Source organism: Nonomuraea sp. NPDC050478 (assembly GCF_044458265.1).
Taxonomy (GTDB): Bacteria; Actinomycetota; Actinomycetes; order Streptosporangiales; family Streptosporangiaceae; genus Nonomuraea; species Nonomuraea ferruginea.
In genome coordinates this window covers 1127315-1151369 of the sequence record NZ_JBITHT010000003.1, presented here as the reverse complement: position 1 = coordinate 1151369, position 24055 = coordinate 1127315, and the positions used below count along the sequence as shown (strand labels likewise).

21 protein-coding genes and 1 tRNA gene are annotated in these 24055 nt (G+C 72.6%); 11 read left to right on the top strand and 11 right to left on the bottom strand.

Going from position 1 to position 24055, the window contains the following annotated elements; all coding sequences use genetic code 11:
• Positions 1–19: 19 nt before the first annotated feature.
• On the bottom strand, positions 20–736 hold the full coding sequence (locus ACIBF7_RS19560; RefSeq protein ID WP_271277116.1) for a TetR/AcrR family transcriptional regulator: 717 nt from the start codon (positions 734–736) through the stop codon (positions 20–22).
• Positions 737–815: 79 nt separating this feature from the next.
• Here ACIBF7_RS19560 and ACIBF7_RS19555 point away from each other — a divergent pair, with 79 nt between their 5' ends.
• Positions 816–2438, top strand: a complete 1623-nt coding sequence (locus ACIBF7_RS19555) for an ABC-F family ATP-binding cassette domain-containing protein (protein WP_271277115.1) — start codon at positions 816–818, stop codon at positions 2436–2438.
• 14 nt (positions 2439–2452) lie between these two features.
• Here the strand turns inward: ACIBF7_RS19555 and ACIBF7_RS19550 are convergent.
• The 3 genes from ACIBF7_RS19550 to ACIBF7_RS19540 all read right to left on the bottom strand — a co-directional run bounded on the left by ACIBF7_RS19550 (position 2453) and on the right by ACIBF7_RS19540 (position 4896).
• Positions 2453–2525, bottom strand: a tRNA-Ala gene (locus ACIBF7_RS19550).
• Between the two features lie 54 nt (positions 2526–2579).
• Entirely contained in the window at positions 2580–3428 is an 849-nt protein-coding gene (locus ACIBF7_RS19545) for an alpha/beta fold hydrolase (RefSeq protein WP_219547848.1), read from the bottom strand.
• A gap of 40 nt (positions 3429–3468) precedes the next feature.
• Positions 3469–4896 (bottom strand): von Willebrand factor type A domain-containing protein, encoded by a 1428-nt coding sequence (locus tag ACIBF7_RS19540; protein ID WP_397197747.1) that lies wholly within the window; start codon positions 4894–4896, stop codon positions 3469–3471.
• A gap of 122 nt (positions 4897–5018) precedes the next feature.
• On the opposite strand from ACIBF7_RS19540, the gene ACIBF7_RS19535 reads away from it, so the two are divergent.
• Complete coding sequence (locus ACIBF7_RS19535; RefSeq protein ID WP_397197746.1) at positions 5019–6809, top strand: hypothetical protein; 1791 nt, start codon at positions 5019–5021, stop codon at positions 6807–6809.
• Here the strand turns inward: ACIBF7_RS19535 and ACIBF7_RS19530 are convergent, their stop codons facing one another.
• Genes ACIBF7_RS19530 through ACIBF7_RS19515 form a run of 4 tightly spaced genes read right to left on the bottom strand, consistent with a single transcriptional unit; the run spans position 6810 to position 11122 of the window.
• On the bottom strand, positions 6810–7865 hold the full coding sequence (locus tag ACIBF7_RS19530) for a type III polyketide synthase (protein WP_219547854.1): 1056 nt from the start codon (positions 7863–7865) through the stop codon (positions 6810–6812).
• A gap of 9 nt (positions 7866–7874) precedes the next feature.
• Positions 7875–9413 carry an acyl-CoA carboxylase subunit beta gene (locus ACIBF7_RS19525; protein WP_397197745.1) on the bottom strand — a complete coding sequence of 513 codons (1539 nt, stop codon included), beginning with the start codon at positions 9411–9413 and terminating at the stop codon, positions 7875–7877.
• 33 nt (positions 9414–9446) lie between these two features.
• Complete coding sequence (locus tag ACIBF7_RS19520) at positions 9447–9854, bottom strand: DUF3224 domain-containing protein (protein WP_397197744.1); 408 nt, start codon at positions 9852–9854, stop codon at positions 9447–9449.
• Between the two features lie 35 nt (positions 9855–9889).
• Positions 9890–11122 (bottom strand): FAD-binding protein, encoded by a 1233-nt coding sequence (locus ACIBF7_RS19515; protein ID WP_397197743.1) that lies wholly within the window; start codon positions 11120–11122, stop codon positions 9890–9892.
• 27 nt (positions 11123–11149) lie between these two features.
• Between ACIBF7_RS19515 and ACIBF7_RS19510 the strand changes: the two genes are divergently transcribed.
• Positions 11150–12085, top strand: coding sequence for a DUF5996 family protein (locus ACIBF7_RS19510; RefSeq protein ID WP_271277111.1), 936 nt, complete (start codon positions 11150–11152; stop codon positions 12083–12085).
• A gap of 34 nt (positions 12086–12119) precedes the next feature.
• Here ACIBF7_RS19510 and ACIBF7_RS19505 read toward each other — a convergent pair whose 3' ends face one another.
• Together ACIBF7_RS19505 and ACIBF7_RS19500 are read right to left on the bottom strand one after the other, a co-directional pair.
• Positions 12120–13043, bottom strand: coding sequence for a DMT family transporter (locus ACIBF7_RS19505; RefSeq protein ID WP_271277110.1), 924 nt, complete (start codon positions 13041–13043; stop codon positions 12120–12122).
• A gap of 80 nt (positions 13044–13123) precedes the next feature.
• Positions 13124–14074 carry a GlxA family transcriptional regulator gene (locus ACIBF7_RS19500; RefSeq protein WP_148030092.1) on the bottom strand — a complete coding sequence of 317 codons (951 nt, stop codon included), beginning with the start codon at positions 14072–14074 and terminating at the stop codon, positions 13124–13126.
• 71 nt (positions 14075–14145) lie between these two features.
• Between ACIBF7_RS19500 and ACIBF7_RS19495 the strand changes: the two genes are divergently transcribed.
• From ACIBF7_RS19495 to ACIBF7_RS19460, 8 genes are all read left to right on the top strand, one after another.
• Entirely contained in the window at positions 14146–15411 is a 1266-nt protein-coding gene (locus ACIBF7_RS19495; protein WP_148030093.1) for an MFS transporter, read from the top strand.
• Positions 15408–16088: a peptidyl-tRNA hydrolase gene (locus ACIBF7_RS19490; protein WP_271277109.1), complete on the top strand. Its 681-nt coding sequence runs from the start codon at positions 15408–15410 to the stop codon at positions 16086–16088. Before ACIBF7_RS19495 ends, ACIBF7_RS19490 begins: the two co-directional genes overlap by 4 nt.
• Before the next feature lie 164 nt (positions 16089–16252).
• Entirely contained in the window at positions 16253–17113 is an 861-nt protein-coding gene (locus tag ACIBF7_RS19485; protein ID WP_271277108.1) for a hypothetical protein, read from the top strand.
• 38 nt (positions 17114–17151) lie between these two features.
• Positions 17152–19095, top strand: coding sequence for an ATP-dependent zinc metalloprotease FtsH (gene ftsH, locus ACIBF7_RS19480; protein WP_397197742.1), 1944 nt, complete (start codon positions 17152–17154; stop codon positions 19093–19095).
• 67 nt (positions 19096–19162) lie between these two features.
• A complete protein-coding gene (locus tag ACIBF7_RS19475) occupies positions 19163–19711 on the top strand; it encodes a DUF937 domain-containing protein (RefSeq protein WP_187281024.1) in 549 nt (182 codons plus the stop codon).
• A 16-nt stretch (positions 19712–19727) separates the two neighbouring features.
• On the top strand, positions 19728–20309 hold the full coding sequence (locus tag ACIBF7_RS19470) for a nucleoside triphosphate pyrophosphatase (RefSeq protein WP_271277107.1): 582 nt from the start codon (positions 19728–19730) through the stop codon (positions 20307–20309).
• Between the two features lie 10 nt (positions 20310–20319).
• Positions 20320–21048, top strand: a complete 729-nt coding sequence (locus ACIBF7_RS19465; protein ID WP_187281025.1) for an EI24 domain-containing protein — start codon at positions 20320–20322, stop codon at positions 21046–21048.
• 144 nt (positions 21049–21192) lie between these two features.
• Positions 21193–22638, top strand: a complete 1446-nt coding sequence (locus ACIBF7_RS19460) for a DUF4192 domain-containing protein (RefSeq protein WP_271277106.1) — start codon at positions 21193–21195, stop codon at positions 22636–22638.
• A 909-nt stretch (positions 22639–23547) separates the two neighbouring features.
• On the opposite strand, the gene ACIBF7_RS19455 is transcribed toward ACIBF7_RS19460, so the two are convergent.
• Positions 23548–23895 (bottom strand): hypothetical protein, encoded by a 348-nt coding sequence (locus ACIBF7_RS19455; RefSeq protein WP_148030100.1) that lies wholly within the window; start codon positions 23893–23895, stop codon positions 23548–23550.
• Between the last annotated feature and the right edge of the window lie 160 nt (positions 23896–24055).

Sequence of the window (24055 nt, the reverse complement as noted above, 5' to 3'; positions counted from 1 at the left end):
GTAGCGCCGCCGGAGAGGATCACTTCCCGGCGATCCCGGCCTGGATGCCGTCGAGAAGCCAGGTCAGGCCGAGGGCGAAGCCGGTGTCCCAGTCGGCCTCCGCGACGTGCGGCCCGTGGGCGGCGAGGGCGGGGTAGCTCTCCTGATGGGCGCGCAGGTGCTCCTGAGCCGCCTGCCGCGCCTCCTGCCCCGCGCCGGTGGGCCAGGTGGCCTGCATCAGCCCGGAGCCGATGACGTAGTTGGACAGCCCGTACGCGGCGGCCGTGAGGTGGGGTTCGACGGCCCCGGCCCTCAGGAGGGTCGCGTACAGGAACTCGCTGCGGGCCAGCACGTTGGGCCCCAGCATCGGACGGCTCAGCAGCGCCGCCGACCAGGGATGCCGCAGCAGGACCGCGCGCCATCCGTCGATCAGTGCGGTGATGTCGGCGCGCCACCCCCGGCTTTCCGCCGGGATCAGGACCTCGGCGAAGATCATGTCGAGGGCGAGGTCGAGGACGTCGTCCTTGGTCTTCACGTGCCAGTAGAGCGTGGTCGAGCCGGTGCCGAGCCGTTCGGCCAGCCGGCGCATGGTCAGCCGGTCGGCGCCTTCGGCGTCCAGGAGCGTCACGGCCTCCTCGACGATCCGATCCCGGCTGAGCGGCGGGGCGTCGCGTCCCTTCCGCGCGGACGGGCGCAGCCACACGTCCCCCGCGGTCCCTGATCGGCGGGCTCCCGAATCTGCCTTGCTGATGTCCACGTACGTGAGTCTAGTATGGCGATCGGGCACCGGATCATTGATCCAGTGACCGGAACAGTGATCCGGTGAAGGAGGGACCGTGGCAGGACACGTCGAGGTGGACGGGCTGACCTACGTGCTGCCGGACGGGCGGCTGCTCCTGCACGAGGTGTCCTTCCGCGTCGGGGACGGCGTCAAGGCCGCCCTGGTGGGACCGAACGGTGCGGGCAAGACCACCCTGCTGAAGCTGATCGCCGGAGATCTGCGACCGGCCGACGGCCGGGTGGTCTCCTCAGGAGGGCTGGGGGTGATGCGGCAGTTCATCGGCGACATCCGAGACGACCGGAGCGTGCGCGACCTGTTGCTGTCGGTGGCGCCGGAGCGGGTCCGCGACGCCGCCGAGGCCCTGGCGCGGGCGGAGGAGGCGATCGCCGCCCGCGACGACGAGGCGTCGCAGCTGGCCTACGCGCAGGCCGTCGCCGACTACGCCGACGTCGGCGGCTACGACATGGAGGTCGTCTGGGACGTCTGCACCACCGAGGCCATGGGCCTGCCCTGCGACGCGGTCAGGGACCGCCCGGTGACCACCCTGTCGGGAGGCGAGCAGAAACGCCTCGCCCTGGAGGCCCTGCTCCGCGGCCCGGACGAGGTCCTGCTGCTGGACGAGCCGGACAACTATCTGGACGTGCCCGCCAAGCAGTGGCTCGAAGGCCGGTTGCGGGCCACGGACAAGACCGTGTTGCTCGTCTCCCACGACCGCCGGCTCCTGGCCGAGGCGGCCGACCGGATCGTGACCGTGGAGGACCGCGGCGTCTGGGTCCACGGCGGTGGCTTCGCCGCCTACGCCGAAGCGCGTGAGCAGCGCATCAACCGGCTGGAAGAGCGGCGCCGCCGCTGGGACGAGGAGCACGCCAAGCTCAGGCGGATGGTGCACACCCTGCGGCAGACCGCGGCCAACAACGACGCGCTGGCCTCGGCCTACCGCGCCGCGCGCACCCGGCTGAGCCGCTTCGAGGAGTCCGGCCCGCCCCAGCGCCCGCCCAGGGCGCAGAACGTGCGGATCCGCCTGCGCGGCGGCCGCACCGGCAAGCGCGCCGTCATCTGCGAGAACCTGGAGCTCGTCGGCCTGATGCGGCCGTTCGACACCGAGATCTGGTACGGCGAGCGGGTCGGGATCCTCGGCTCCAACGGCTCGGGCAAGTCCACGTTCCTGGAGCTGCTGGAGCAGGCCGCCGACGGCGCGGCGCCCGCGGTGCGGCACAGCGGCTCCGCGCGGCTGGGTGCGCGGGTGGTCCCGGGGCGGTTCGTGCAGACCCACGCCCGGCCGGACCTGCACGGCCGCACCCCGGTCGAGCTGGTCACGACCGGTCACGCGTGCACGCTGAACGAGGCGATGGCCGCTCTGGCCCGCTACGAGCTCGCGCCCGCCGCCGGCCAGCTGTTCGAGACCCTCTCGGGCGGCCAGCAGGCCCGGCTGCAGATCCTGCTGCTGGAGCTGTCCGGCGCCACCCTGCTGTTGCTGGACGAGCCCACCGACAATCTCGACCTGGCCAGCGCGGAAGCCCTGCAGCAGGGTCTGGAATCCTTCTCCGGCACCGTGCTGGCCGTCACCCACGACCGCTGGTTCGCCGCCGATCTCGACCGTTTCCTGATCTTCGGCGCTGACGGGACCGTGCACGAGAGCGCCGAGCCGGTCTGGCACGAGCGGCAGGCCCGGAAATGACTACCTGTGTGAGGTGGAGCTATGGGGATTCGAACCCCAGACCTCTTCCATGCCATGGAAGCGCGCTACCAACTGCGCCATAGCCCCTCGCATCGCTGCGTGCCCCAGTGTATCGGACCCTAAGACCTCTCTCGTACCGCTTTATTCACCGGCCAGGCCGCCGAGGATCACCTCGGCGTGCGTCCACAGCAGCGCCCCGCCCACCCCCGCGACGAGGTGCCGCCGCGCCCCGGGGATGCGCCCGGCCAGCGTCGCCCCCTGGTCGGGTGAGTGCCCGTGGTCCAGCTCGCCGTACCAGAGCTCGGCCGGTACGGTGACGCGCCCGAGGTCGAACGGCCACCGTCCCATGGCCAGCAGCGTGTCGCGGGCGTAGCCGCCGGGCCCCTGCTGGAACGCCTCCGCCATGGCCCTGCGGTAGGCCCGTTCGAAGGCCGGGTCCTCGTACACGGCCCGGTCCTCGGGAGGGCTGCCGGGCACGATCATGTCCCACAGCGCGTCGGGGGTGAACCGGGAGAAGAACTCCTCGGCGGCCACGGGGTCGCCCGTCACCGAGTCGACGAGGCCGCGCAGCTCGGGCGGCAGCCCGTCGCGGAACTCGGGCGCGGCCACCTCGTCGGAGCCGGACACGATCGTGACCCGGGAGGCGACGCCGGCCGCGGCGCAGGCCAGCGCGAACGGCGCGCCCTGGGAGAACCCGACGACCGGGATGCCGTCGAGCCCGGAGGCGCGCACGTCGCGGGGCCAGTCCGCGAGGGTGCGGCCCGGGCTGGGGTCGGAGGCGCCGAGCCCGGGACGGTCGAGCGAGACGAGCCGGATGCCGAGCCGGTCGACCGTCCCCGCGCCGAAGCCGAGTGTCCGGCTGGTGCCCGCGCCGGGGCAGAAGAGCACGGGCCGGCCGTCGTGCGGCCCCCACTCGGCCCAGCCGAGCCTGCGGCCGTCGGGGAGGGTGGTCTGCCCGAGCCTGGCGGGTGGTTCGACTTTCACGCTCACCCTCTCAAGATGCCCAGACGGCCACAATCCTCGCAATCGGTTATCGCACCTCGCCCGCCTTGCCGATGAGCCCGGCCAGCTCGGTGACCATCGGGTCCTCGGAGGACCGTGCCAGGCGGGCGGCATGCTCGCCGAGCGCGGGCAGGTCCATGCCGAACGCCTCGCCGTCGCGCATCTGGAGGGCGAAGGCCGCGGCGACCACGTCCACCTGGAGCCGCAGCGGCGCGCCGGACCACAGCTCGCCGGCGAGGGCGCCCACGTCGACGGAGTCGGCGGCCTCGGCGGGCCGGCGGGTGTCGGGGTCCTGCCAGCGCACGGTGGCGGTGGCGAGATGGCCCTCGGCGCCGGGCCTGAGCTTGAGCGCGTACAGGGCGGTGACGGAGTGGCCGGGCCCGACCTCGCCGCCGTCGGCGCTGTCGTCGCGGAACTCCTCCGCCTCCAGCGCCCGGTTCTCGTAGCCGACGAGGTGGTGCTCCTCGACCACGTCCGGGTTGAACGCGACCTGGGCCTTGGCGTCGCGGGCGCGCAGTTCGAGGGTGGCGGGCAGCCGGGAGACGAACGCCCTCTCGGCCTCCTCGGGGCTCGACACGTAGATGGCGGCGCCGTCGCCGTTGTCGGCCAGCTGCTCCATCAGCTCGTCGCCGTACTCGCGGCCGACGCCGACGGTGAGCAGCGTGATCTCCTCGGCGGCGCTCTCCCCGACCCGGTCGAGGATGCCCTGCCAGGCGGTGCTGCCCTGGTTGGCGAGGCCGTCGGAGAGCAGGATGACCCGGTTCGTGGCGGCGGGCCGGAAGGCGCGCGAGGCTTCCTCGTACCCGAGGACGAGCCCGGACTCGAGGTTGGTGCCCCCCTGCACGGTGAGCCGGTCGACGGCGGCGTGCAGATCGGCCCTGGCGGCGAGCGGCGTCATGGCGGCGAGCAGCTGGGCCGTGTCGCTGAAGGCCACGATGGCGACCTGGTCGCCGGGAGTGAGCTGGTCGAGCAGCGTGCGCAGGGCCTGCTGGACGAGGTCGAGCCGGCCGGGCTCGGCCATGGAGCCGGAGACGTCGATGACGAAGGTGAGGTTGGCCGGCCTGCGGGCCTGGGTGGTGGAGCCGCGTGTCTGCAGGCCGACCCGGAGCACGGCCCGGTCGCGGCCGGGGAGCCGGGCGCCGTCGGTGTGCACGGTGAAGCCGTTGTCGGGCGGTTCGGCGTAGTCCTGGCGGAAGGAGTTGACGAACTCCTCGGGCCGGATCTGGCCGGGTTCCGGCCGGCGCCCCTCCCGCAGGGTGCGGCGCGCGTAGGAGTACGAGGCGGTGTCGACGTCCAGCGCGAACGTGGAGATCCTGGCGCTGGTGGTCTCCGACAGCTCCGGGCGCATGGGCGCCGGGTTCTCCTGGGCGGCGGGCGCGTCCCCGGCCGAGCCGCCGCACGCGGTGAGTGTCAGCAGCGCCGCGAGTCCGATCGCCGCCAGCGAACGTTTCTTCATGTGCGTCACCTCCACGCCCTATGACGGGCCTGGAGAGCGGCCGGCCGGGCCGGTGACGCAAGCGAGCGCAAACCGCGACTCTTACGTGATCGATTGTCACGAAGTAGTCGTTTCCTGTAGGCATGGGTGCCGTGCGTATCTATGTGGGTCTGGCCGCCAAGGGCCGTGAGGTTCCGGCCAGGGTCCTGGAGAAGATCCGTTCCGTCGCCGAGACGGCCTTCCCGGTCCCGCCGGAGGTGATCCGCGGCAGCGAATGGCACGGCCGCGGCGTGTCCCTGTTCGGGTGGACGAACGAGCCGGACGACTCGCGGCGGCCGCCGCTGCTGACGGAGTCGGGCGGGCGGGTGCTCGGGCTGAACGGTCATCTGGCCGACCCGGACGACGCCGGCCGGCTGATCGGCGATCCGCTGGGCGAGGGGATCGGCGGCTGTTTCTCCGCCTGGGTGGCGGGCGACGGCGTGCTGTCCGCGGCGACCGCGATCAACCGGGTCTGCCCGGTGTTCTACGCCGAGACGCCCGAGTTGCACGTCGTCGGCGGCCGGGCCCTGCTCGTGCACCTGGCGGCCCAGCAGGGCGACCGGGTGGAGCACGACGTGCTCGCCCTGCAGACGATGGTCCGCCAGGGGTTCTTCCTGTCGGACGAGACCCCGTACCGGGGGGTGACGGCGCTGCGCCCGAGCACGCGGCTGGACGTGCGGGACGGGCGGCGGGTCATCACCGAGACGCCGCTGCCGGCGTCGGCGCCCGCGCCCACGTCGGAGCGCGGCAAGCGGAAGGCGATCGGCGAGCTGGCCGAGGCGCTGCTGGCCACCGTCGCGCCGCTGCGCGGCCTGGGCGAGCCGGTGAACCTGGCGCTGACCGGCGGGCGCGACACCCGCATCCTCGGGGCGCTGCTGTACGCGGCGAAGGTGCCGTTCCGGGTGACCACGAACGGGCTCGACGCGCACCCGGACGTGATCCTGGCCCGCCAGATCGCCGGCCGGCTCGGCGTCGAGCACACGGTGATCGCGCCGCCGCAGACGGCCGGGCAGGACGCGGTGCTGGTGGAGCACCCGCTGGACCGGGTCTGGGAGACGCTGCGCACCTGCGAGGGCATGACGTCCGCGTACGAGTCGATCGTCGGCTACCTGCCCTACTCCGGCAAGCCGACCATGTCCGGGCAGAGCGGCGAGACGCTCCGGGCGGGCAGCCTGAACCTGCTGCAGAACGACCTGAGCGACAAGGCGCTGACGCGCCGCATCACCACCACGTTCGGCAAGGACGACAAGCTGTTCACCGACGAGGCGAACGAGCACGCCCGCGAGCTGGCCCGGCCGTGGCTGGCCAGGAAGGACCGGCTGGAGGCGCTGGACCACATCTACGTCTGGTACAAGGTGGGCCGCTGGCAGGCCAGCGCCCGCGCGGGGTCGCTGCGGCGCGGCGACCCGGTCCGGCCGTTCCTGGACAACCGCGTGGTACGGGCCGCGCTCGGGCTCGATCAGGCCTGGCGGCTGTCCGAAGAGGTGATCTACGCGCTCATCCTGCGGTTCGCGCCCCAACTGCGTGACGTGCCGATCGAGGGCAAGCCGTGGCGGTTCGCCGCGGCGCTGGAGAGCCGGCCGTCGCACTGGTGGCGGCGGGCGCCGCGGCCCCCGGCGCACATGCCGACGCTCCGCACGGGCGGCGGCTGGAGCTGGCGGACCAGCCCCGGCCCGGTGCTGACGGACGTGCTGCGGCAGCAGGTGCTGGGCAGTCTGGACGCGCTGGCGCCGATCGTGCGGCCGGACGAGGTGCGCGCCCTGTTCGCCGACCCGGTGGTCAAGAAGCCGGCCCTGGCCTGGCACCTGTACACGGTGAGCGCGCTGCTGACCGGCGTCTACCCGGGCAAACGGCCGGAGGGGCTGGAGCGGATCCCGGTGTCGAAGCCGTCCTGATCACCAGTGCAGCAGGAGCAGTTCGGCGGAGAAGCCCGGCCCGAGCGCCAGCAGCACGGCCGGCTGGTCCTTGCGCCCGCGCGTCTCCTGCAGCACGTGCAGCACCGACACCGACGACAGGTTGCCGTGCTCGCGCAGCGACCGCCAGGTGACCTCCAGCGCCTCCGGTGACAGCTCCAGCGCCCCGGCCAGCCTTTCGATCACCTTGGGGCCGCCGGGGTGGCAGATCCAGGTGCCGACCTGGCCGGGGGTGAGGCCGTTGTCGGCGAGGAAGGCCACGACGTCCCCGGCCAGCACCTGGTCCACGAACTCGGGCAGCCCGGCGTCGAGCACGATGCGGAAGCCGTGCTCGCCGACCTCCCAGCCCATCAGGTGCTCGGTGCCGGGGTACAGCTTGCTCCGGGTGGCCACCACCTCGCGTCCGTCGCCGTGCCCGGCGGCCACGACGGCCGCGGCGCCGTCGCCGAACAGGCCGCTGGCGATCAGGTTCGCGACCGAGGTGTCGTCACGCTGCACGGTGAGCGAGCACAGCTCCACGCAGACGAGCAGCGCCACCTGGTCCGGCCAGCCGCGCAGGTAGTCGTGCAGCCGCGACAGCCCGGCCGCCCCGGCGGCGCAACCCAGCCCGAACACCGGCACCCGCTTGACGTCCTCGCGCAGCCCCGCGCGCTGGGCGAGCCGGGCGTCGAGCGACGGCGCGGCGAGCCCGGTGGTGGAGCAGAACACCAGGTGGTCGACCTTCCCCGGCGGCAGCCCGGCCTTGTCCAGCGCGCCGGCGATCGCTCGCTCACCCAGGTCGAGCGCGATCTCCACGTAGGCGTCGTTGGCCCGGCCGAACGACTGGAGCTTGGCGTAGTCGTCCAGCGGCAGCGCCAGGTTGCGGCCGGTCACGCCAGTAGCGGTGTGGAAGCGCTTGAGCAGCCCTTCGTCGGCCGCCGTGAGCCGGGCGAACGCCTCGGTGATCTCCTCCTGCTCGTACCGGTGGTCCGGCAGGACGGTCCGTACCCCCCAGATGTGCATGCCTGGTTTCTGCCGCTGAGAGCCGCTGGCTAACATTTCGCCTGGTCACGGCCTCGTGGTGGCCCGCGGTCCCGGCTCCAGCACCTCGTACGCGTCGCGCGCCCACGCGGTGAGCACGGGGCGCGTCTCCGCGGGGTCCACGATGTCCTCGACCAGGAACGCCTCGGCGGTGCGGAACGGCGACCTGACCGCCTCCAGCCGCGCCGCGATCTCCGCCTTCATGGCCTCCGCGTCCGGCCCGGCCTCCGCCAGCAGCCGCTTGAACGCCACCTCCAGCCCGCCCTCGATCGGCAGCGACCCCCAGTCACCCGACGGCCAGGCGACGCGCAGGCCGTAACGGTGGTGCGGCCGGTGCGCGGCCCCCGCCACCCCGAACACCCGCCGCACCAGCACCGACGCCCACGGCACCGTCGACTGGTAGACGGCGGCGAGCGCGCGGGCGCCGTGCCTGATGGTCGCGGCCCGCTCGGCGGCGCCCCCGATCACGAACCCCGGCTGGTCGACCAGGTGCACGACCGGCAGGTGGAAGGTCTCGGCGAAGTCCAGGAACCGGGTCGTCTTGTCCGCGCCCTGGGCGGTCATCCCGCCGCCGTAGAAGCGCGGGTCGCTCGCGAGCACCGCCACCGGCCGCCCCGCGAGCCGGGCCAGCGCGGTGATCGTGGAGCGCGCGTGGCGGCGGCCGAGCTCCAGCACGCTCCCCTCGTCGAACACGGTGTCCATGATCGCGCGCATGTCGTACGGCTTGCGCCGGTCACGCGGGACGGCGGCGCGCAGCTCGGGAGAGAGGCGGCCGGGGTCGTCGGCGCACTCGGCGACCGGCGGGAGCCGCCAGGCGCTGCGCGGCAGGTAGCCGAGCACTCGCCGGGTCAGCGCGAACGCCTCCTGCTCGGAGCCGGCCACCAGGTCGACGGTGCCGGCGGCGGCCACGGTGCGCCAGCCGCCCAGCTCCTCCTTGTCCAGGCTCTCGCCCATCCCCGCCTCGACCACGGCAGGGCCGGCCACGAACACCTGGGACAGCTCCTTGACCATGATCGAGACGTGGGAGGTGACCAGCCGGGCGGCGCCCAGCCCGGCCACCGGGCCGAGGGCCAGCGCGACCACCGGGATCCGCCCCAGGTTGGCGACCACCTGGTCCCAGCCCGGGTTGTACGGGACGTAGGTGCGGCCGTACTCCTCCAGCTGCTTGACGCTGCCGCCGCCGCCCGTGCCGTCGATCAGCCGGACGAGCGGCACCCGCATCTCGCCCGCCATCCGCTCGGCCAGGATCTGCTTCTCGTGGATGGCGGCGTCCGCCGCGCCGCCGCGCACGGTGAAGTCGTCGGCGGACACCACGACGCGGTGACCGTCGACCTCCGCGCGGCCGATGATCACGTTCGACGGGGTGAAGCTCTCCAGCCGGCCTTCCGCGTACTCGGCGCGCCCGGCGAGCGCGCCCACCTCCTGCCAGGAGTCGGTGAGCGCGGCCAGCCGCTCCCGGACGGTCAGCCGGCCGGTGGCGTGCTGACGGGCGACGCGCTCCTCGCCGCCCATGCGCGCGGCCAGGTCCTTGCGGTGCTTCAGCTCGGCGAGCTCCGGGTCCCACACGACGCCCTCCATCCGTACCGGCTGGTCGGTAGGTTAGTGGGCGGGACCCTCCAAGGTGTAGTCGAACACGTAGGAGTGCGCGCCGTCCTCGGTGATCTCGATGTCCATCTCGCCGCGCAGGCCGCGCAGCTCGCCGGTGGCGGAGTCGGGCACGACCGAGATCCGCAACGACTGCGTGCCCCGGTCGCTGGCGGCGTTGTGCTGCACGACGAAGCTGCCCGCCCGGCCGTTGAGCGTGCCCTCGATGCGCTCCACGGCCACGTACGCCTTCGACTCCTCCACCGGGGTCGTCACCACCGTCAGGTGGACGGTGCTGGTGGCGGTGAGGCCGCCGTGGAAGGTCTTGCTCATCGTGACGCGGCCGAGTGAGACGTCGTCGTGCTGCTCGAACGGCTGCTCGGCGTGCCAGTCGGAGGTCTCGAAGGGCCCTTTGACAATCATGCTTCCATCGTGCCGCGCTTACCTGCCAGCTCCCGTCAGGTATCCAGCAGTGTCCGGGTGAAAGTGTTGCCGAACGTGCCGTCCGGGTCGTACCGGCGCACCAGCTCACGGAACCGGTCAGGGACCGCCGGGCGGCGGGTGAACAGCTTGCCCCAGTGCGGCCTGGGGTCGAACGGCGCCAGCACGTCCTCCACCAGCTTGATCACCGGCAGCACCGCCTCCGGGTTCTTCACCCAGGTGAAGTGGAACGCCACGCTGTCGCGCCCGTACGAGGGACTCAGCCACAGGTCGTCGGCCGCGACCGTGCGCACCTCCGAGATCTGCAGCACCGGCCGGATCCGGTCGCCCGCCGCGCGCAGCTCGCGCAGCGCGGCGGCGGCGTGCGAGCGCTCCAGCAGCCACTCCGACTGCAGCTCGTCCCCGGCGCTGCTGGGCGGCGCGTCCGCGCGGAAGTGCGGCAGCCGCTCGTGCCACGGCCCCGGCACGCCGAGCTGTACGGTGCAGCTCTCGGCCGGCATGCCGGGCACGGGATGCCGCGGGCCGTCCGCCGGCCGGGTGCGGTGCCAGTCGTCGCCGGGCGGCTCGCCGCGGGTCTTGATCCAGGCCCGCGTGTCGCGGTAGTCGGTGAACAGGCTGACGCTGTAGCCGTCGGCCATGACCTCGTCGAACGGGGCGTCGTCCGGCACGCCCTCGCGCACGTACTGGCGCAGCTCGAACGCCGGCACCAGGTCCAGGGTGAGCGCGGACACCACGCCGAGCGCGCCGAGCGCGACCACCGCGCCGGGGAAGTCGTCGTGGCCGCGTTCGAGGGTGACCACCGAGCCGTCGGCGGTGACCAGCTCCAGGCCGCGGACGGCGGCCGACAGGCTCGGGTTGCCCACCCCGGAGCCGTGGGTGCCGGTCGCGACCGAGCCCGCCACCGAGATGTGCGGCAGCGACGCCAGGTTGGCCAGCGCGAACCCGCGCGCGTGCAGCTCGGGGGCGAGCCGCGCGTACGTGGTGGCCGCGCCGACCCGCACCCGCGCCGCCGCGCCGTCGATCTCGATCAGGGGCGGCATCCGGTCGAGCCGCACCAGCTCACCGGGGGAGTCGGCGACGTCGTTGAAGGAGTGGCCGCTGCCGAGCGCGCGCACCCGCCGGGCGGCGGCGACCAGGCTCCGGAGCTCGTCGAGTGAGGTGGGGTGGTGGATCCGGGATGCCGTGAAGGCGGTGTTTCCCGCCCAGTTGGTCAGCGTCACCGCCCCACTTTGGCACAACCCCTCATGCATCGGACGGCCGTGGGGATGGTGAGGGACATGGAACTGTTTCCCGCGATCCCGCTGGCCGCATGGCAGGACACCAAGGCCACGCTGCACCGCTTCGCCCAGATCGTCGGCAAGATCCGCCTCGCGGCCGGGATCCGGCGCAACCACTGGTGGCACGTGCCGTTCCACCTGACCGGGCGGGGCATCACCACCCGCCCGACGGGACGGGCCGACGGCGGGCCGATCTTCACCATCGACTTCGACTTCGTCGCCCATCAGCTGGTCGTCGCCACGATCGACGGCCGGGCGGTGACGTTCCCCCTCTACGGCCAGTCCGTGGCGTCGTTCTACGACGAGGTCATGCGGGCACTCGGGGACCTGGACGCGCCGGTCGACGTCGACATTCCGCAGCCGTTCGACCTGCCCGACTCCGGCCGGCCGTTCGCCGAGGACACCGAGCACGCGGCCTACGACCCCGTCCACGCGACGCGTTACTGGCAGGTGCTCAGCCAGGTCAACCTGGTGCTGGAGGAGTTCGCCTCCGGTTACTCGGGCAAGATCAGCCCGGTCCACCACTTCTGGCACACCTTCGACATCGCCTCCACGAGGTTCTCCGACCGGGTGATCGACCAGCCTTCCGGCAACGACCCGGTGACCCGCGAGGCGTACTCCCGCGAGGTGATCAGCTCCGGCTTCTGGTTCGGCGACGACACCTTCCCGCAACCGGCCTTCTACTCCTACACCGCGCCGGAGCCCGCCGGGCTGGCCGGCCAACCGCTGCTCCCCGGGACCGCGGAGTGGGTCGAGCAGCGCGGGAGCCACCTGGCCATTCTGCGCTACGACGACGCCAGGGCCGAGCCCTCCCCGCGCGAGGCCGTCCTGGCCTTCTACCAGAGCGCCTACGAGGCCGGGGCGCGGCTCGCGGGCTGGGACGTCGGAGCCGTCGCCTGCCCCGGCGGGGTCACGGACCCGGTCGCCTCGTCCTGACCGCCGCGGGCGCGCTGTCGCGCGGCGGCGGAGGTCAGCTCAGCTGGATCGTGACGGCGCCGCCCAGGAGCAGGGCCAGGCCGAGCAGGCGGGAGGCGTCCATCGGCCGCCTGGGCATGCGGAACAGGCCGTAGTGGTCGATGACGGCGGAGGTCAGCTGCTGGCCGGTGACCGTCAGGGCGATCGTCACCGCCGCGCCGATGGCGGGCAGGAGCAGGAACGTCCCCGTCACGTACGCGGCCGCGCACGCCCCGCCCAGCCACCCCCACCAGGGCATCGCCCGCAGCCCCGCGAGGCGCGGGCGGGGCGTGCGGCGGGTGGCGGTCAGCACCAGCAGGAGAGCCGCGATGGTGAGCGTGGCGACGGTGAAGCTGACGGCGGCGACGGTGAGCGGCTCGTCCAGGCCGGCCCGGAGCCTGGCGTTGACGGCTCCCTGCACGGGGAGCGCCGCGCCGGCGACGAGCCCGAGGGCGAGCCAGCCGGGCCGCGTCCGGGTCCTGCCGGGGACGCCGCCGCCCAGGCCGCGGACGATGACGGTGATGCCCGCCAGCACCGCGAGGGCGCCCGCGACGATCCCGGCGTCCGGTTCCTCACGCGCCAGCCCGAGGAGTCCGAACGAGTCCAGCCCGAGCGAGGCGAACATCTGGCCGGTGACGAACAGGCCGGCGGTCACCAGGGCGCCGAGCCGGGGGAACAGCAGGATGCCGCTGGTGATGTAGAGCGGGCTGGCCAGGCCGCCGAGCAGGTGCCAGACCGGGACGTCGGCCGTCCGGGCGAGCACGCCGAGGGCGCCGGTGGCCAGCGCGAGGACGGCCAGCAGGCCGGTCGCGACGCCCAGTTGCAGGGTCGAGGCGCCGTAGGGCGTGCCCACGGCCCGGTTGAGCTGCAGGTTCGCCGACGCCTGGACGGCGAGGAGGCAACCGGCCAGCAACGCGGCACCCAGAAGAGCGGTCTCCATGAGACTCCTCCACGAGACAGAAGCGGACGACGTGTCCACTTGACTGGCTCATGCAACTGGACGCCCTGTCCGGTTATTCCCTACTGGCGGCGGAACGTGTGCCGGTAGGCCAGGGGCGCCACGCCGACCACCGCGTGCAGGTGCTGGCGCAGCGAGACGGCGGTGCCGAAGCCGGCGCGCCTGGCCACCTCCTCCACGCCGAGGTCGGTGGTCTCCAGCAGGTGACGGGCGTGCTCGACCCGCTGCCTGGAAAGCCAGCGCGCCGGGCTCATGCCGGTCTCCTCGCGGAAGCGCCTGGTGAACGTGCGCACGCTCATGCTGGCGTGCGCCGCCAGGGCCTCCAGGTCGAGCGGCGCGTCCAGGTGGGCCAGCATCCAGGTGCGGGTGGCGGCGGTGCCGTTGCCGGTGGCGGGCGGCAGCGGGCGCTCGATGTACTGGGCCTGGCCGCCTTCCCGCCAGGGGGGCATCACGCAGCGGCGGGCCGCCCTGTTGGCCACCTCGCTCCCGTGGTCGCGCCTGATCACGTGCAGGCAGAGGTCGAGCCCGGCAGCGACGCCGGCCGAGGTGAGCACGTCGCCGTCGTCGATGAACAGCACGTCCGGGTCCAGCTTCACCCGGGGGAACAGCCTGGCGAAGCGGGCCGCGTTGCGCCAGTGGGTGGTGGCCGGGCGGCCGTCGAGCAGCCCGGCGGCGGCCAGCACGAACGCGCCCGTGCAGATCGACATCACCCGGGGCCGCCCCTGGAGCGCCTCGCGCAACTCGCCGGGGATGACGCCCTCCCGCAGGGCGGGCCCGCCGTGCACGCCGGGCACCAGCACCGTGTCGGCGGTGTCGAGCACGTCCAGGTCGTGGTCGGGGTGCACGCTGTAGCCGGCCGAGCAGCGCGCGGGGGCGCGGCCCGGCGAGCAGGTCACCACCTCGTACAGGGGCTCGCCCGACGCCGACTCGGCCGTGCTGAACACCTGTCCTGGCACTCCCAGGTCGAGCGGCGCGAACTGGTCGAGCACGACGACGGCGATCCGGTGCGGCATGGCCGGATTCTTTCACATATTGGCCTTCGGGCCACTCGTGCCCAGAAACCGCGATAAATCAGGATTGGCGGATGACCCTGACCACCCCCGCCAGGCGCGTCCGCGTGCACCGGGCCTGGTTCGTCGCGGCCGTCGCCTTCGTGGCGATCCTGGGCGCCGCCGGCTTCCGCGCCACCCCCGGCGTGCTGATCAACCCGCTCCGGGAGGAGTTCGGCTGGAGCACGGGCACGATCTCCCTGGCCGTCTCCGTCAACCTCGTGCTCTACGGCCTGATGGCGCCGTTCGCCGCCGCGCTCATGGACCGCTTCGGCATGCGCCGGGTGGTCGCCCTCGCCCTGCTGCTCGTCGCCGCCGGCAGCGGGCTCACCGTGTGGATGACCGCGAGCTGGCACCTGTTGCTGCTGTGGGGGGTGTTCGTCGGGCTCGGCACCGGGTCGATGGCCCTGGTGTTCGCGGCCACGCTGACCGACCGGTGGTTCGTGCGGCACCGCGGCCTGGTCACCGGCCTGCTGACGGCCGCCGGGGCGACCGGGCAGCTCGTCTTCCTGCCCGTGCTGGCCCAGCTCGCCCAGGGGCCGGGCTGGAGAGTGGCCTCGCTGACGGTGGCCGGCTCGGCGCTGGCCGTGGTGCCGTTCGTCTGGTGGCTGCTGCGCGACCGCCCGGAGGAGGTCGGCACGACGGCGCTCGGCGCCGACCCGGACGCGCCCCGTACCCCACCGGCCCCGGCCGCGAACGCGGCGGTGCGCGCGCTGACCGTGCTGCGGTCGGCGGCGCGTACCCGTCCCTTCTGGTATCTCGCGGGCGGGTTCGCCATCTGCGGGGCGAGCACGAACGGGCTGGTCGGCACCCACTTCATCCCGGCCGCGCACGACCACGGGATGGCCGAGCCGACCGCCGCCGGACTGCTCGCGGTGATCGGGGTCTTCGACATCGTGGGGACCGTCTTGTCGGGCTGGCTGAGCGACCGGATCGACCCCCGGGTGCTGCTCGGCGTCTACTACGCGCTGCGCGGGCTGTCGCTGATGGTGCTGCCTGCCCTGTTCGCGGCCACCCCCGAGCCCAGCATGCTGGTGTTCATCGTCTTCTACGGGCTCGACTGGGTGGCGACCGTGCCGCCGACGGTGGCGCTGTGCCGCAGCCTGTACGGCGCGGACGGGCCCGTGGTGTTCGGCTGGGTGTTCGCCTCCCACCAGGTCGGGGCCGCCGTGGCCGCCGTCGGCGCCGGGCTCGCCCGCGACCAGCTGGGCCACTACGACGTGGCCTGGTACGCGGCCGGGGCGCTGTGCCTGCTCGCCGCCGGGATGTCGGTGGCGATCCGGCATGCTGGGAAGCGATGAACGACTCAGAAGAGATGGTCCTGCCCCTGGTGGTGCGGATTGAACGTGCCGGCCCGCCCGAGCGCGCCGACGCCCTTGAGGCCGCCGCCATGGCGGTGCTCTCCCTGCTCGACGACCCGGGGGAGTGGGCCGGAGAGCTGCGCGCCTGGCAGGCGGGCCGGATCCGCAAGGTGGTGCGGCGGGCCAGGGGCGCGGAGTGGCGGCGGGCCGTCGCGCTGCCCGGCCGCACGATCGAGCACCGCACCGCCGAGGTGCGCGTGCACCCGCCCGTCCCGCTCGACGCCTGGCCCAGGGACCTGGCGAGGCTGCAGGTGTCGGGCACCGAGCTGTCCGACACCGGCGAGCCGGGCCCGGCCACTCTGCCGGTCCTGTGGGAGAACCCCGCCCTGCGCATGTCCGCGGGCAAGGCCATGGCGCAGGCGGGGCACGCCGCCCAGCTCGCCTGGTGGGCCAGCGACGCCGCCGGACGCGCCGCCTGGCGGGCGCGGGGTCTCACGGTGTCCGTGCGCACCGCCCGGCCCGCCGTCTTCTCGGCGAAGGTGGACGAGGGGCTGCCGGTGGTGCGCGACGCCGGGTTCACCGAGATCGAGCCCGGCTCGTGCACCTTCGTGGCCGACGCGCCCTGGCTCGGCGGAGACCGGATCGGACCCCGAGTCCCACCTGTTACACCAACCTGAGATGACACTTCGGTAGCAATCGCCCGCAGATGGGTCGGTTTTGTCGTACGCTCCGGTTCGTGCTCAATGGGGTTGATGAGACCAGAGGTTCCCGCGTGAGAACCGAAGACCGCCCGGGAATCCCTGCCTCGCCGCCCAGACGCTCCCGCATCGGAGACATCCGGATGGGGGCGATCTACCGGGGACTCGCCGTGGTCGCGGCGGTGGCGGTCGCCGCCGTCGGGGTGGTCCTGGCGCTTCCCTCGCGGCCGGACGAGACCGGCGCCCGGCCGGTCGCCGCGCCATCGGCCGTACCCGTCTCGTCCGGCCCGCCCACCGCCGAACCCTCCGTCGGCGCCACTGTGGGCGCCACCGCCGAAGCCACCGCGGGCGCCACCGTCGAGGCCACCGCGGGGCCGACCGCGGAGGCCACCGTCGAGCCCGCCTCGGGCGTCTCGGGCGACGATCCGGCGCCGCGCCCCACTCCCACCCCCGGCACGTCGCTCGCGCCCGGCTACACCGCGATGGAGGCCCTGTACGCGGACGAGCGCCTGCCCCGCCTGCCCGCCAAGGTCAAGCGGCTGAAGCTGCCCCGCGCCGGCAAGAGCGTCATCAAGGACAAGCGCACCGGCCTCGCCGTGCCCAACCTGCCCAAGCCCTGGAAGTCGTACGGACCCGCCCCGTTCACCAGCCGGCAGGTGCTGCCCAAGCCGAGCAAGGGCCCGCGCGGCATGCTGGTCAGCTGCCCGGTGCCGATCGAGGCGCAGAAGTCCGACCGCGACACCGCCCTGCTGGCCGCCCGGTGGACGCTCAACCACCACCCCGAGGGCTCCAAGATCCGCTGGCTCGGCTCACAGCGGATCAAGGACGGCTGGACGCTGCTCTACCAGGTCACGTACGGCAAGCGCAGCTCCCGCGCGGCCGTGATGGTCGTGGACGGCGGAATGAGCAAGCCGGGACTGGTGTTCATCACAGTGCCGGACACGCAACGCAACAGGTGGCGCGACATTCCTCACGCGATCGCCGGGGTGCGCGTCCTACGCTGAGATCATGAAGGGCGGCGATTTTGGGGAGTGACGACGCCGTGGAACGCTCTGGGGCGCCGCGATCATCGGAGAACGGCAAGACCAAGCGACCGTGGCGGGCCGAAGGGCTCCCCGGCACCCCCGGAGGCCGCCCCAAGATCAACTGGTGGCGGTTCGTGGCCATCCTGCTGGCCGTCTACGCCGTGTTCTTCCTGGTGTCGTCGTTCTTCGACAGCGGCGAGAGGGAGACGATCTCCTACACCCAGTTCACCCAGCAGGTGACCGCCAAGAACGTCAAGGAGATCTACGCCACCGGCCTGTCGGTGGAGGGCCAGCTCAAGTCGGCGGCCAACGACCCCGACAGCGGCAACCAGTCCTACACCGAGTTCCGCACCGAGATCCCCACCTTCGCCGACACCGACCAGCTCTCCCAGCAGCTGCAGACCGCCGCGGTGGAGATCAGGGCCGAGCCGCTCAGCACGGGCCGGGGCTTCTTCCTCAACCTGCTGCTGGCGTTCTTCCCCGTGCTGCTCCTGGCCGGCCTGTGGATCTGGATCATGCGGCGCGGCGCGGGCATGATGGGCGGCGGAGTCGGCGGCCTCGGCAAGTCGAAGGCCGCCAAGCCGGTCGAGGCGGGCAAGGTGCGCGTCACGTTCGACGACGTGGCCGGCATCGACGAGGTGGAGAACGAACTCGTCGAGATCGTCGACTACCTCAAGGACCCGGCCAAGTACCGCAGGCTCGGCGCCAAGCTGCCCAAGGGCGTGCTGCTCGCCGGCCCGCCGGGCACCGGCAAGACGCTGCTGGCCAGGGCCGTGGCCGGTGAGGCGAACGTGCCGTTCTTCTCGGCCAGCGCCTCCGAGTTCATCGAGATGATCGTCGGCGTCGGCGCCTCCCGCGTACGCGACCTGTTCGAGGAGGCGCGCAAGGTCGCGCCGTCGATCGTGTTCATCGACGAGATCGACGCCATCGGGCGCGCCCGCGGCGGCGCGGGCGGCATCGGCGGCCACGACGAGCGCGAGCAGACGCTCAACCAGATCCTCACCGAGATGGACGGCTTCTCCGGCGTCGAGGGCGTCATCGTCATCGGCGCCACCAACCGGCCCGAGGTCCTCGACCAGGCGCTGCTGCGCCCCGGCCGGTTCGACCGTACGGTGCAGGTCGGGCTGCCCGACGCGGCCGGCCGCGCGGCGATACTCGGCGTGCACACCCGGGGCGTGCCGCTGGAGGCGGACGTAAGCGCCGACCGGATCGCCAAGACCACGCCCGGCATGACCGGCGCCGACCTGGCCAACCTCGTCAACGAGGCGGCGCTGCTCGCCGCCAAGCGCGGCAAGGAGAAGGTCGGCACGGCCGACTTCGCCGACGCGCTGGAGAAGCTGCAGCTCGGCGCCGCCCGCAGCATCGTCATGCCGGAGGAGGAGCGGGTCAGGACCGCCTACCACGAGGCCGGTCACGCCCTGCTCGGCATGCTGCTGCCGGGCGCCGACCCGGTCAGGAAGATCTCCATCATCCCGCGCGGCCGGGCGCTCGGCGTCACCCTCTCCACGCCCGAGACCGACCGCTACGCCTACGACGAGCGCTACCTGCGCGGCCGCATCACGGGCGCGCTCGGCGGCATGGCGGCCGAGGACGTGATCTACGGCGTCATCACCACCGGCGCCGAGAGCGACCTCGAACAGGTCACCATGATCGCCCGTGGCATGGTGGGCCGCTGGGGCATGTCGCAGAAGGTCGGCCCGCTCACGATCCTGTCCAACGACGGCCAGCAGCCGCAGGCTTCGCCCGCCACGCTCGCCATCGTGGACGAGGAGGCGCGGCGGATCGTGGACGAGTGCTACGACGACGCCGTCCGCATCCTGCGCGAGAACCGAGCCAAGCTCGAAGGCATCGTGGCCGCCCTCCTGGAGCACGAGACGCTCGACGAGGACAGCGCCTACACCGCCGCCGGGCTGCGGGAGCCCGTCCTCGACGCCGAGCCGGGGGAGTTGGCCAAAAGTTAGGACGCCCCCGGACTTAACCGGGGGCCGGGCGGGGAAGGTCTCCCGGACGAGGATCAGGGGGACTGCCGTGAGACTGACCGACCGGCTGCTCGCCGAACTCGGCGATCCCGGCCTGGAGCAGATCGGCGGGATGCTGGCGACCGACGCCGGCAGGGCCCGCGACGCGATCGCGGCCGCCTCCGGGATGATCGTCGGTGGCATGGCCCGCGACGCCGAGCACCCTGACGGAGCCGAGGCCCTGCGCGCCGCGCTCGACGAGCACACCGACGCCGACCCGTTCAACGGAGACGTCGCCTCCCTGGCCCGCGACGGCCAGAACATCCTCGCGCACGTGCTCGGCGGCCAGGGCACCGAGACCGTCGCGTACGGGCTGGCCCGGCTGTCCGGCCTCGACCCCGGCGCCGTCATGCGGCTGCTGGCGCTGCTCGCGCCCATGGTGATGTCCCTGCTCGCCATCCGGGCGGGGGAGCTCGACATGACCACCGAGGAGATGGCCGCCGAGCTGGCCCGCGAGCGCGCCACCCTGCCCGACGAACTGGCCGCCCTCCTCGCCGACGCCTTCGGCGACCTGCCCGAGCCGCACACCACCAGGGGCGCGCGGGGCCCGGCCTGGTGACGGGTAAGCTGGTCCGGTGATCGTTCTGGCCTCAGCGTCCGCCGCCCGCCTGGCCCTGCTGCGCAACGCGGGCCTCGACCCCAAAGTGATCGTGAGCGGGGTCGACGAAGACGCGTTCAGCGCTCACACCCCCGCCGCGCTCAGCCTCGTCCTGGCCAAGGCCAAGGCCGAGGCGGTCGCCGCCGGGCTGGGCGACGGCCTGGTCATCGGCTGCGACTCCATCCTGGAGCTCGACGGCCGCCCTTACGGCAAGCCCGCCACCCAGGAGGAGGCGCTCGACCGCTGGCGGATCATGCGCGGCCGCACCGGGCGGCTCGTCACCGGCCACTGCGTGATCGACGTGGCGGCGGGCAGGCAGGTCGCCGAGACCGCGACCACCGTCGTCCACTTCGGCAGCCCCTCCGAGGAGGAGATCGCCGCCTACGTCGGCACCGGCGAGCCGCTCAGCCTCGCCGGCGCGTTCAGCATCGAAGGGCGCGGCGGCTGGTTCGTCGAGGGCATCGAGGGCGACCACGGCACCGTGCTGGGCATCTCGCTGCCGCTGCTGCGCGAGCTTTTCGACGAGCTTGGTTACGCGGTCACCTCGTTCTGGCGCTAGCCTGCCGGACATGCGATCGCTGCGCGACTTCGGCTCCGGTGTCGGCTTTTTCCTGCGAGGCGTGGGCTGGGTGGCGAGGAACGGCCGGTGGTGGCTGTTCGGGCTCATCCCGGCGGTGATCGCGTTCGCCGTCTACGTGGTGGCGCTGATCCTGCTCGGCACCAACGCCCTGAGCCTCGCCGAGTTCATGACCCCGTTCGCCGACTCGTGGTCCTGGGCCCAGGCGTTCCGGGTCACGGTCGCGATCGCGCTGTTCCTCGGCGGGCTGGCGCTGGCGGTGGTGACCTTCGCGGCGATCACCCTCACCATCGGGGAGCCGTTCTACGAGAAGCTCTCCGCCAAGGTCGACGGCGTCGAGGAGGCCGACGGGCAGCCCTGGTGGCGCACCCTGCCGCGGTCCGTCAAGGACAGCCTCGTGACGCTGATGTTCGTGCTGATGTTCACCGTGCCGCTGTTCTTCCTCGGCTTCGTGCCCGTGCTCGGGCAGACCGTGGTGCCGGTGCTCGGGGCGGCCGTCTCGGGCTTCTTCCTGACGGTCGAGCTGAGCACGCTCGGCATGGAGCGGCGCGGGCTGCTCCGCAAGGACCGCTTCCGCCTGCTGCGCGGCAACCTGCCCGTGGCACTCGGCTTCGGCGTGGCCGTGTTCCTGCTCTTCATGGTGCCGCTGGTGGCGGTCGTGGCGATGCCGGCGGCGGTCGCGGGCGCCGCGCTCATGGTACGGGAGCGCCTCGCGCCGTAGTCCACAGGCGGCGCCGCTCGTCCGCAGAACCGGTTGGCGGCGCTTCCCCCTCAGATCCACAGGCGTTCGGCCGCGGTGCTGCTTGTCCACAGAACCTGTTATCGGCGCCTTCCCGGGGCCCGGCGCGCGGCACGCTCTGTGCCCATGACGACCGACATCTCCGCCACCTGCCTCACCCTCACCAGCCCGGCCGACATCCTCGCCGCCGTGCCCTACCTCGTCGGCTTCCACCCGGCCGACAGCCTCATCGTGGTCGGCCTGGCCCAGAGCCGGGCCAAGGTGGCCGCCCGCTGGAACGTCCCCATGCCGCCGGGCACCCTCGCCCCCCTGACCGCGCTGTTCCAACGGGAGGAGGTGTCCCAGGTGGTCGTCGTCGGCTACGGCCCGGGAGAGGCCGTCACCCCGGCCGTCGACGAGGCCACCGCGATCGCCGCCGGGGCGGGCGTCGAGGTGGCGGAAGCGCTACGCGCCCACGACGGCCGCTACTGGTCCTACGTGTGCGACAGCGCCACCTGCTGCCCGCCGGAAGGCACCCCGTACGACCCGCGGAGCAGCCGCGTGGCCGCCGAGGCCACCGTCCGCGGCCTCGTCGCCCTCCCCGACCGCCAGACCCTCCAACGCACCATCGCCCCGGCCACCGGCCCCGTACGTCTCGCGATGCGCCGAGCGACAGCCGACGCGATCCACACCCTGCGCACAGCCCTCACCACGACCTCCGGCGGCGCGGTCTCCGCTGTTCATCCTGTCTCTGATGGCGCGGTCTCCGCTGAGGCTGGCGCTTACGGCGTCGGGGCTGGGGCCGTCTCCGACGTCGCCGACTCGGGGCCGGGCTCCGCTGTGTCCGGCGTATCTGGCGGTGCGGTCTCTGCCGTTCATCCTGTTTCTGGTGGCGCAGTCTCCGCTGAGGCTGGCGCTTACGGCGTCGGGGCTGGGGCCGTCTCCGACGTCGCCGTTCCCGAGTCCGCCTCCGGCGTGCCCCGTGTTTCTGGTGGCGCCGTCTCTGCCTCTGATGAATTCGCCGGGGTGTTCGTGGCCGAAGGGCTCGCACGGGTCCGGGCGGCTCTGGCGCGTGCTGCCGCTGGTGACCGGCTCGATGACGCCGAGGCCGCGAGGCTGGGCCTCGCCCTCGCGGTCATCAGGGTTCGGGACGAAGCCTGGACTCTGATGGACGACTCCCACATCGGCCTGTGGAAGGACCTCACGCGTCGGCTGGAGCCCGCCTTCATTCCTCCGGTGGCGTCCCTTCTGGCCATGGCAGGGTGGCGGGCCGGTGACAGCATTCTGGCCACGATCGCTTTGGAGCGGGCCCTGGCGATCGATCCTCATTACTCGATGGCCAACCTGCTCATGCACGCCCTGCAACACCTGCTGCCGCCGGCGGTCCTCGATGGCCGGATGCCCGCCCCTGACGAACTCGACGCCGCGATGGGGGAACCCAGGGCGTCCTGGCTCCAGCCCCTCCTCGCCCTGATCGAGCACCATCCCGAGCCAGACGCGCTCCACGCGGACGATCTCGGCCCGTCCGCCTTCCCTAGTGACACGTGGCCCAGTACTGGTACTCCGGACCTCGCGGATGAGAAGACCACATGACGGTGCCGCAGGGTTGCGTCCTCGCCGAGTGAAATGACGCAGGGTGGTGCTCTCGCCGGTCGAGGTCATTGGGGGGTGTCTCAGCGAGTCCCGGGTAGTCCGGCGATGTCTACGCGTCGTGCGGGGTGTGCCTGTTCGCGTAGTTCGCGGGATGGTTCATCAGCCTGTCCGCGTGGTTCGGGATGTCTACCCCAGCAGCGTCGTGCGGGTGTGCCTGCCTGAGTGGTTCGCGAGGTGGTGTCTCAGCCTCTCCCAGGTGGTTCGGGCGATGTCTACGCCCTTCAGGATCGTGCCGGGAGATGTCTACACCTGTCAGGATCGTGCCGGGCAATGTATACGCCTGTCAGGATCGTGCCGGGTGATGCCTCAGCCTGTCTGGGTGCCCCGCCGAGTGGGATCAACGATCTCATCGTGCGTGACCTACCTGGGCGAACAGGGCTGTGCGGGTGAAGGATCGCACCGCCCTAGTGGACGCTACCAGCCAGAGTGGGTCTTAAAGGACGGTGGGGGTTGGGTCTTCTAGGACGGTGGGGCGAGTGTTTTCGCTGAGGCGGCCAGGGTGGTGGCTCAGACGGCGGGGTGCCAGTTCGGGTGGGCGACCGAGGTGGGGTGTCTTCGTCCGGCTGGGTGGCGGCGGGCCGGCAGGTCGGGGTGCCATGCTCTCGTCGCGGCGGGCGGCGCTAATGCTGCTCACCCCTTCGCGCGAGCAGAACTGCTCCCCCTTCGTGCGGGTAGTGCTGCTCGCACCCTTCGCGTGGACGGCGCTGGTTGCTCTCTTCGCGCGGACGGCGCTGCTCGCTGCCTTTCGCGTTGGGCGGCGCTAGTGCTGCTCGCTCCCTCCGCGTGGACGGCGCTGGTTGCTCTCTTCGCGCCGGGTGGTGCTGCTTGCTCCCTCAGCGCCGGGTGGCGCTAGAGTTGCTCGCCTCCTTCGCGCTTGCGGCGCTCGTTGTAGCTGCGCATGCGCTGTGGATAGCCGGTCAGCTGCACGTCATACACCGGCAGCGCCAGGTCACGGGCCACCTTGTGGATCACCGCGGGTGATCCGACCCTGCGCCGGGTCCACTCGCCGTCGTCGGCTACTGCGACCGCGGTGGTGTCCGTCGCGAAGGTCTCGGGCTCGACGTAGAACTCGACGCCGCGCCGCGACTTGGCGAAGGCGATGAGCGCTTCGATGTCGGCGTCGGTGGCCTCGCGATCGAACTTCGCGATCTTTTTGCCACGCAGCCGCCGGAGGCCGTAGCGATCTCGCCATCTCATGAGTCCTTTTTATACCGTCAAACGCTTCGGCGCGTCGGGGAAGATCTCGGGGATACATCCGGGATTCTCCCGATGCCCACGACCACCCCCGGTCGAGCAGTATGGGAAGAGACCGTTCGTATCCCGTAGGGAGAGGCATGGCTGTGATGACTGGGGTACC

Excerpts from the sequence above, each read along its gene's own strand:
- ACIBF7_RS19540 (WP_397197747.1), bottom strand. The coding sequence starts at position 4,896 with ATGAAGAAACGTTCGCTGGCGGCGATCGGACTCGCGGCGCTGCTGACA.
- ACIBF7_RS19535 (WP_397197746.1), top strand. The coding sequence starts at position 5,019 with ATGGGTGCCGTGCGTATCTATGTGGGTCTGGCCGCCAAGGGCCGTGAG.
- ACIBF7_RS19530 (WP_219547854.1), bottom strand. The coding sequence starts at position 7,865 with ATGTTAGCCAGCGGCTCTCAGCGGCAGAAACCAGGCATGCACATCTGG.
- ACIBF7_RS19520 (WP_397197744.1), bottom strand. The coding sequence starts at position 9,854 with ATGATTGTCAAAGGGCCCTTCGAGACCTCCGACTGGCACGCCGAGCAG.
- ACIBF7_RS19515 (WP_397197743.1), bottom strand. The coding sequence starts at position 11,122 with ATGCATGAGGGGTTGTGCCAAAGTGGGGCGGTGACGCTGACCAACTGG.
- ACIBF7_RS19510 (WP_271277111.1), top strand. The coding sequence starts at position 11,150 with ATGGAACTGTTTCCCGCGATCCCGCTGGCCGCATGGCAGGACACCAAG.
- ACIBF7_RS19505 (WP_271277110.1), bottom strand. The coding sequence starts at position 13,043 with ATGGAGACCGCTCTTCTGGGTGCCGCGTTGCTGGCCGGTTGCCTCCTC.
- ACIBF7_RS19500 (WP_148030092.1), bottom strand. The coding sequence starts at position 14,074 with ATGCCGCACCGGATCGCCGTCGTCGTGCTCGACCAGTTCGCGCCGCTC.
- ACIBF7_RS19495 (WP_148030093.1), top strand. The coding sequence starts at position 14,146 with ATGACCCTGACCACCCCCGCCAGGCGCGTCCGCGTGCACCGGGCCTGG.
- ACIBF7_RS19490 (WP_271277109.1), top strand. The coding sequence starts at position 15,408 with ATGAACGACTCAGAAGAGATGGTCCTGCCCCTGGTGGTGCGGATTGAA.
- ACIBF7_RS19485 (WP_271277108.1), top strand. The coding sequence starts at position 16,253 with ATGGGGGCGATCTACCGGGGACTCGCCGTGGTCGCGGCGGTGGCGGTC.
- ACIBF7_RS19465 (WP_187281025.1), top strand. The coding sequence starts at position 20,320 with ATGCGATCGCTGCGCGACTTCGGCTCCGGTGTCGGCTTTTTCCTGCGA.
- ACIBF7_RS19460 (WP_271277106.1), top strand. The coding sequence starts at position 21,193 with ATGACGACCGACATCTCCGCCACCTGCCTCACCCTCACCAGCCCGGCC.
- ACIBF7_RS19455 (WP_148030100.1), bottom strand. The coding sequence starts at position 23,895 with ATGAGATGGCGAGATCGCTACGGCCTCCGGCGGCTGCGTGGCAAAAAG.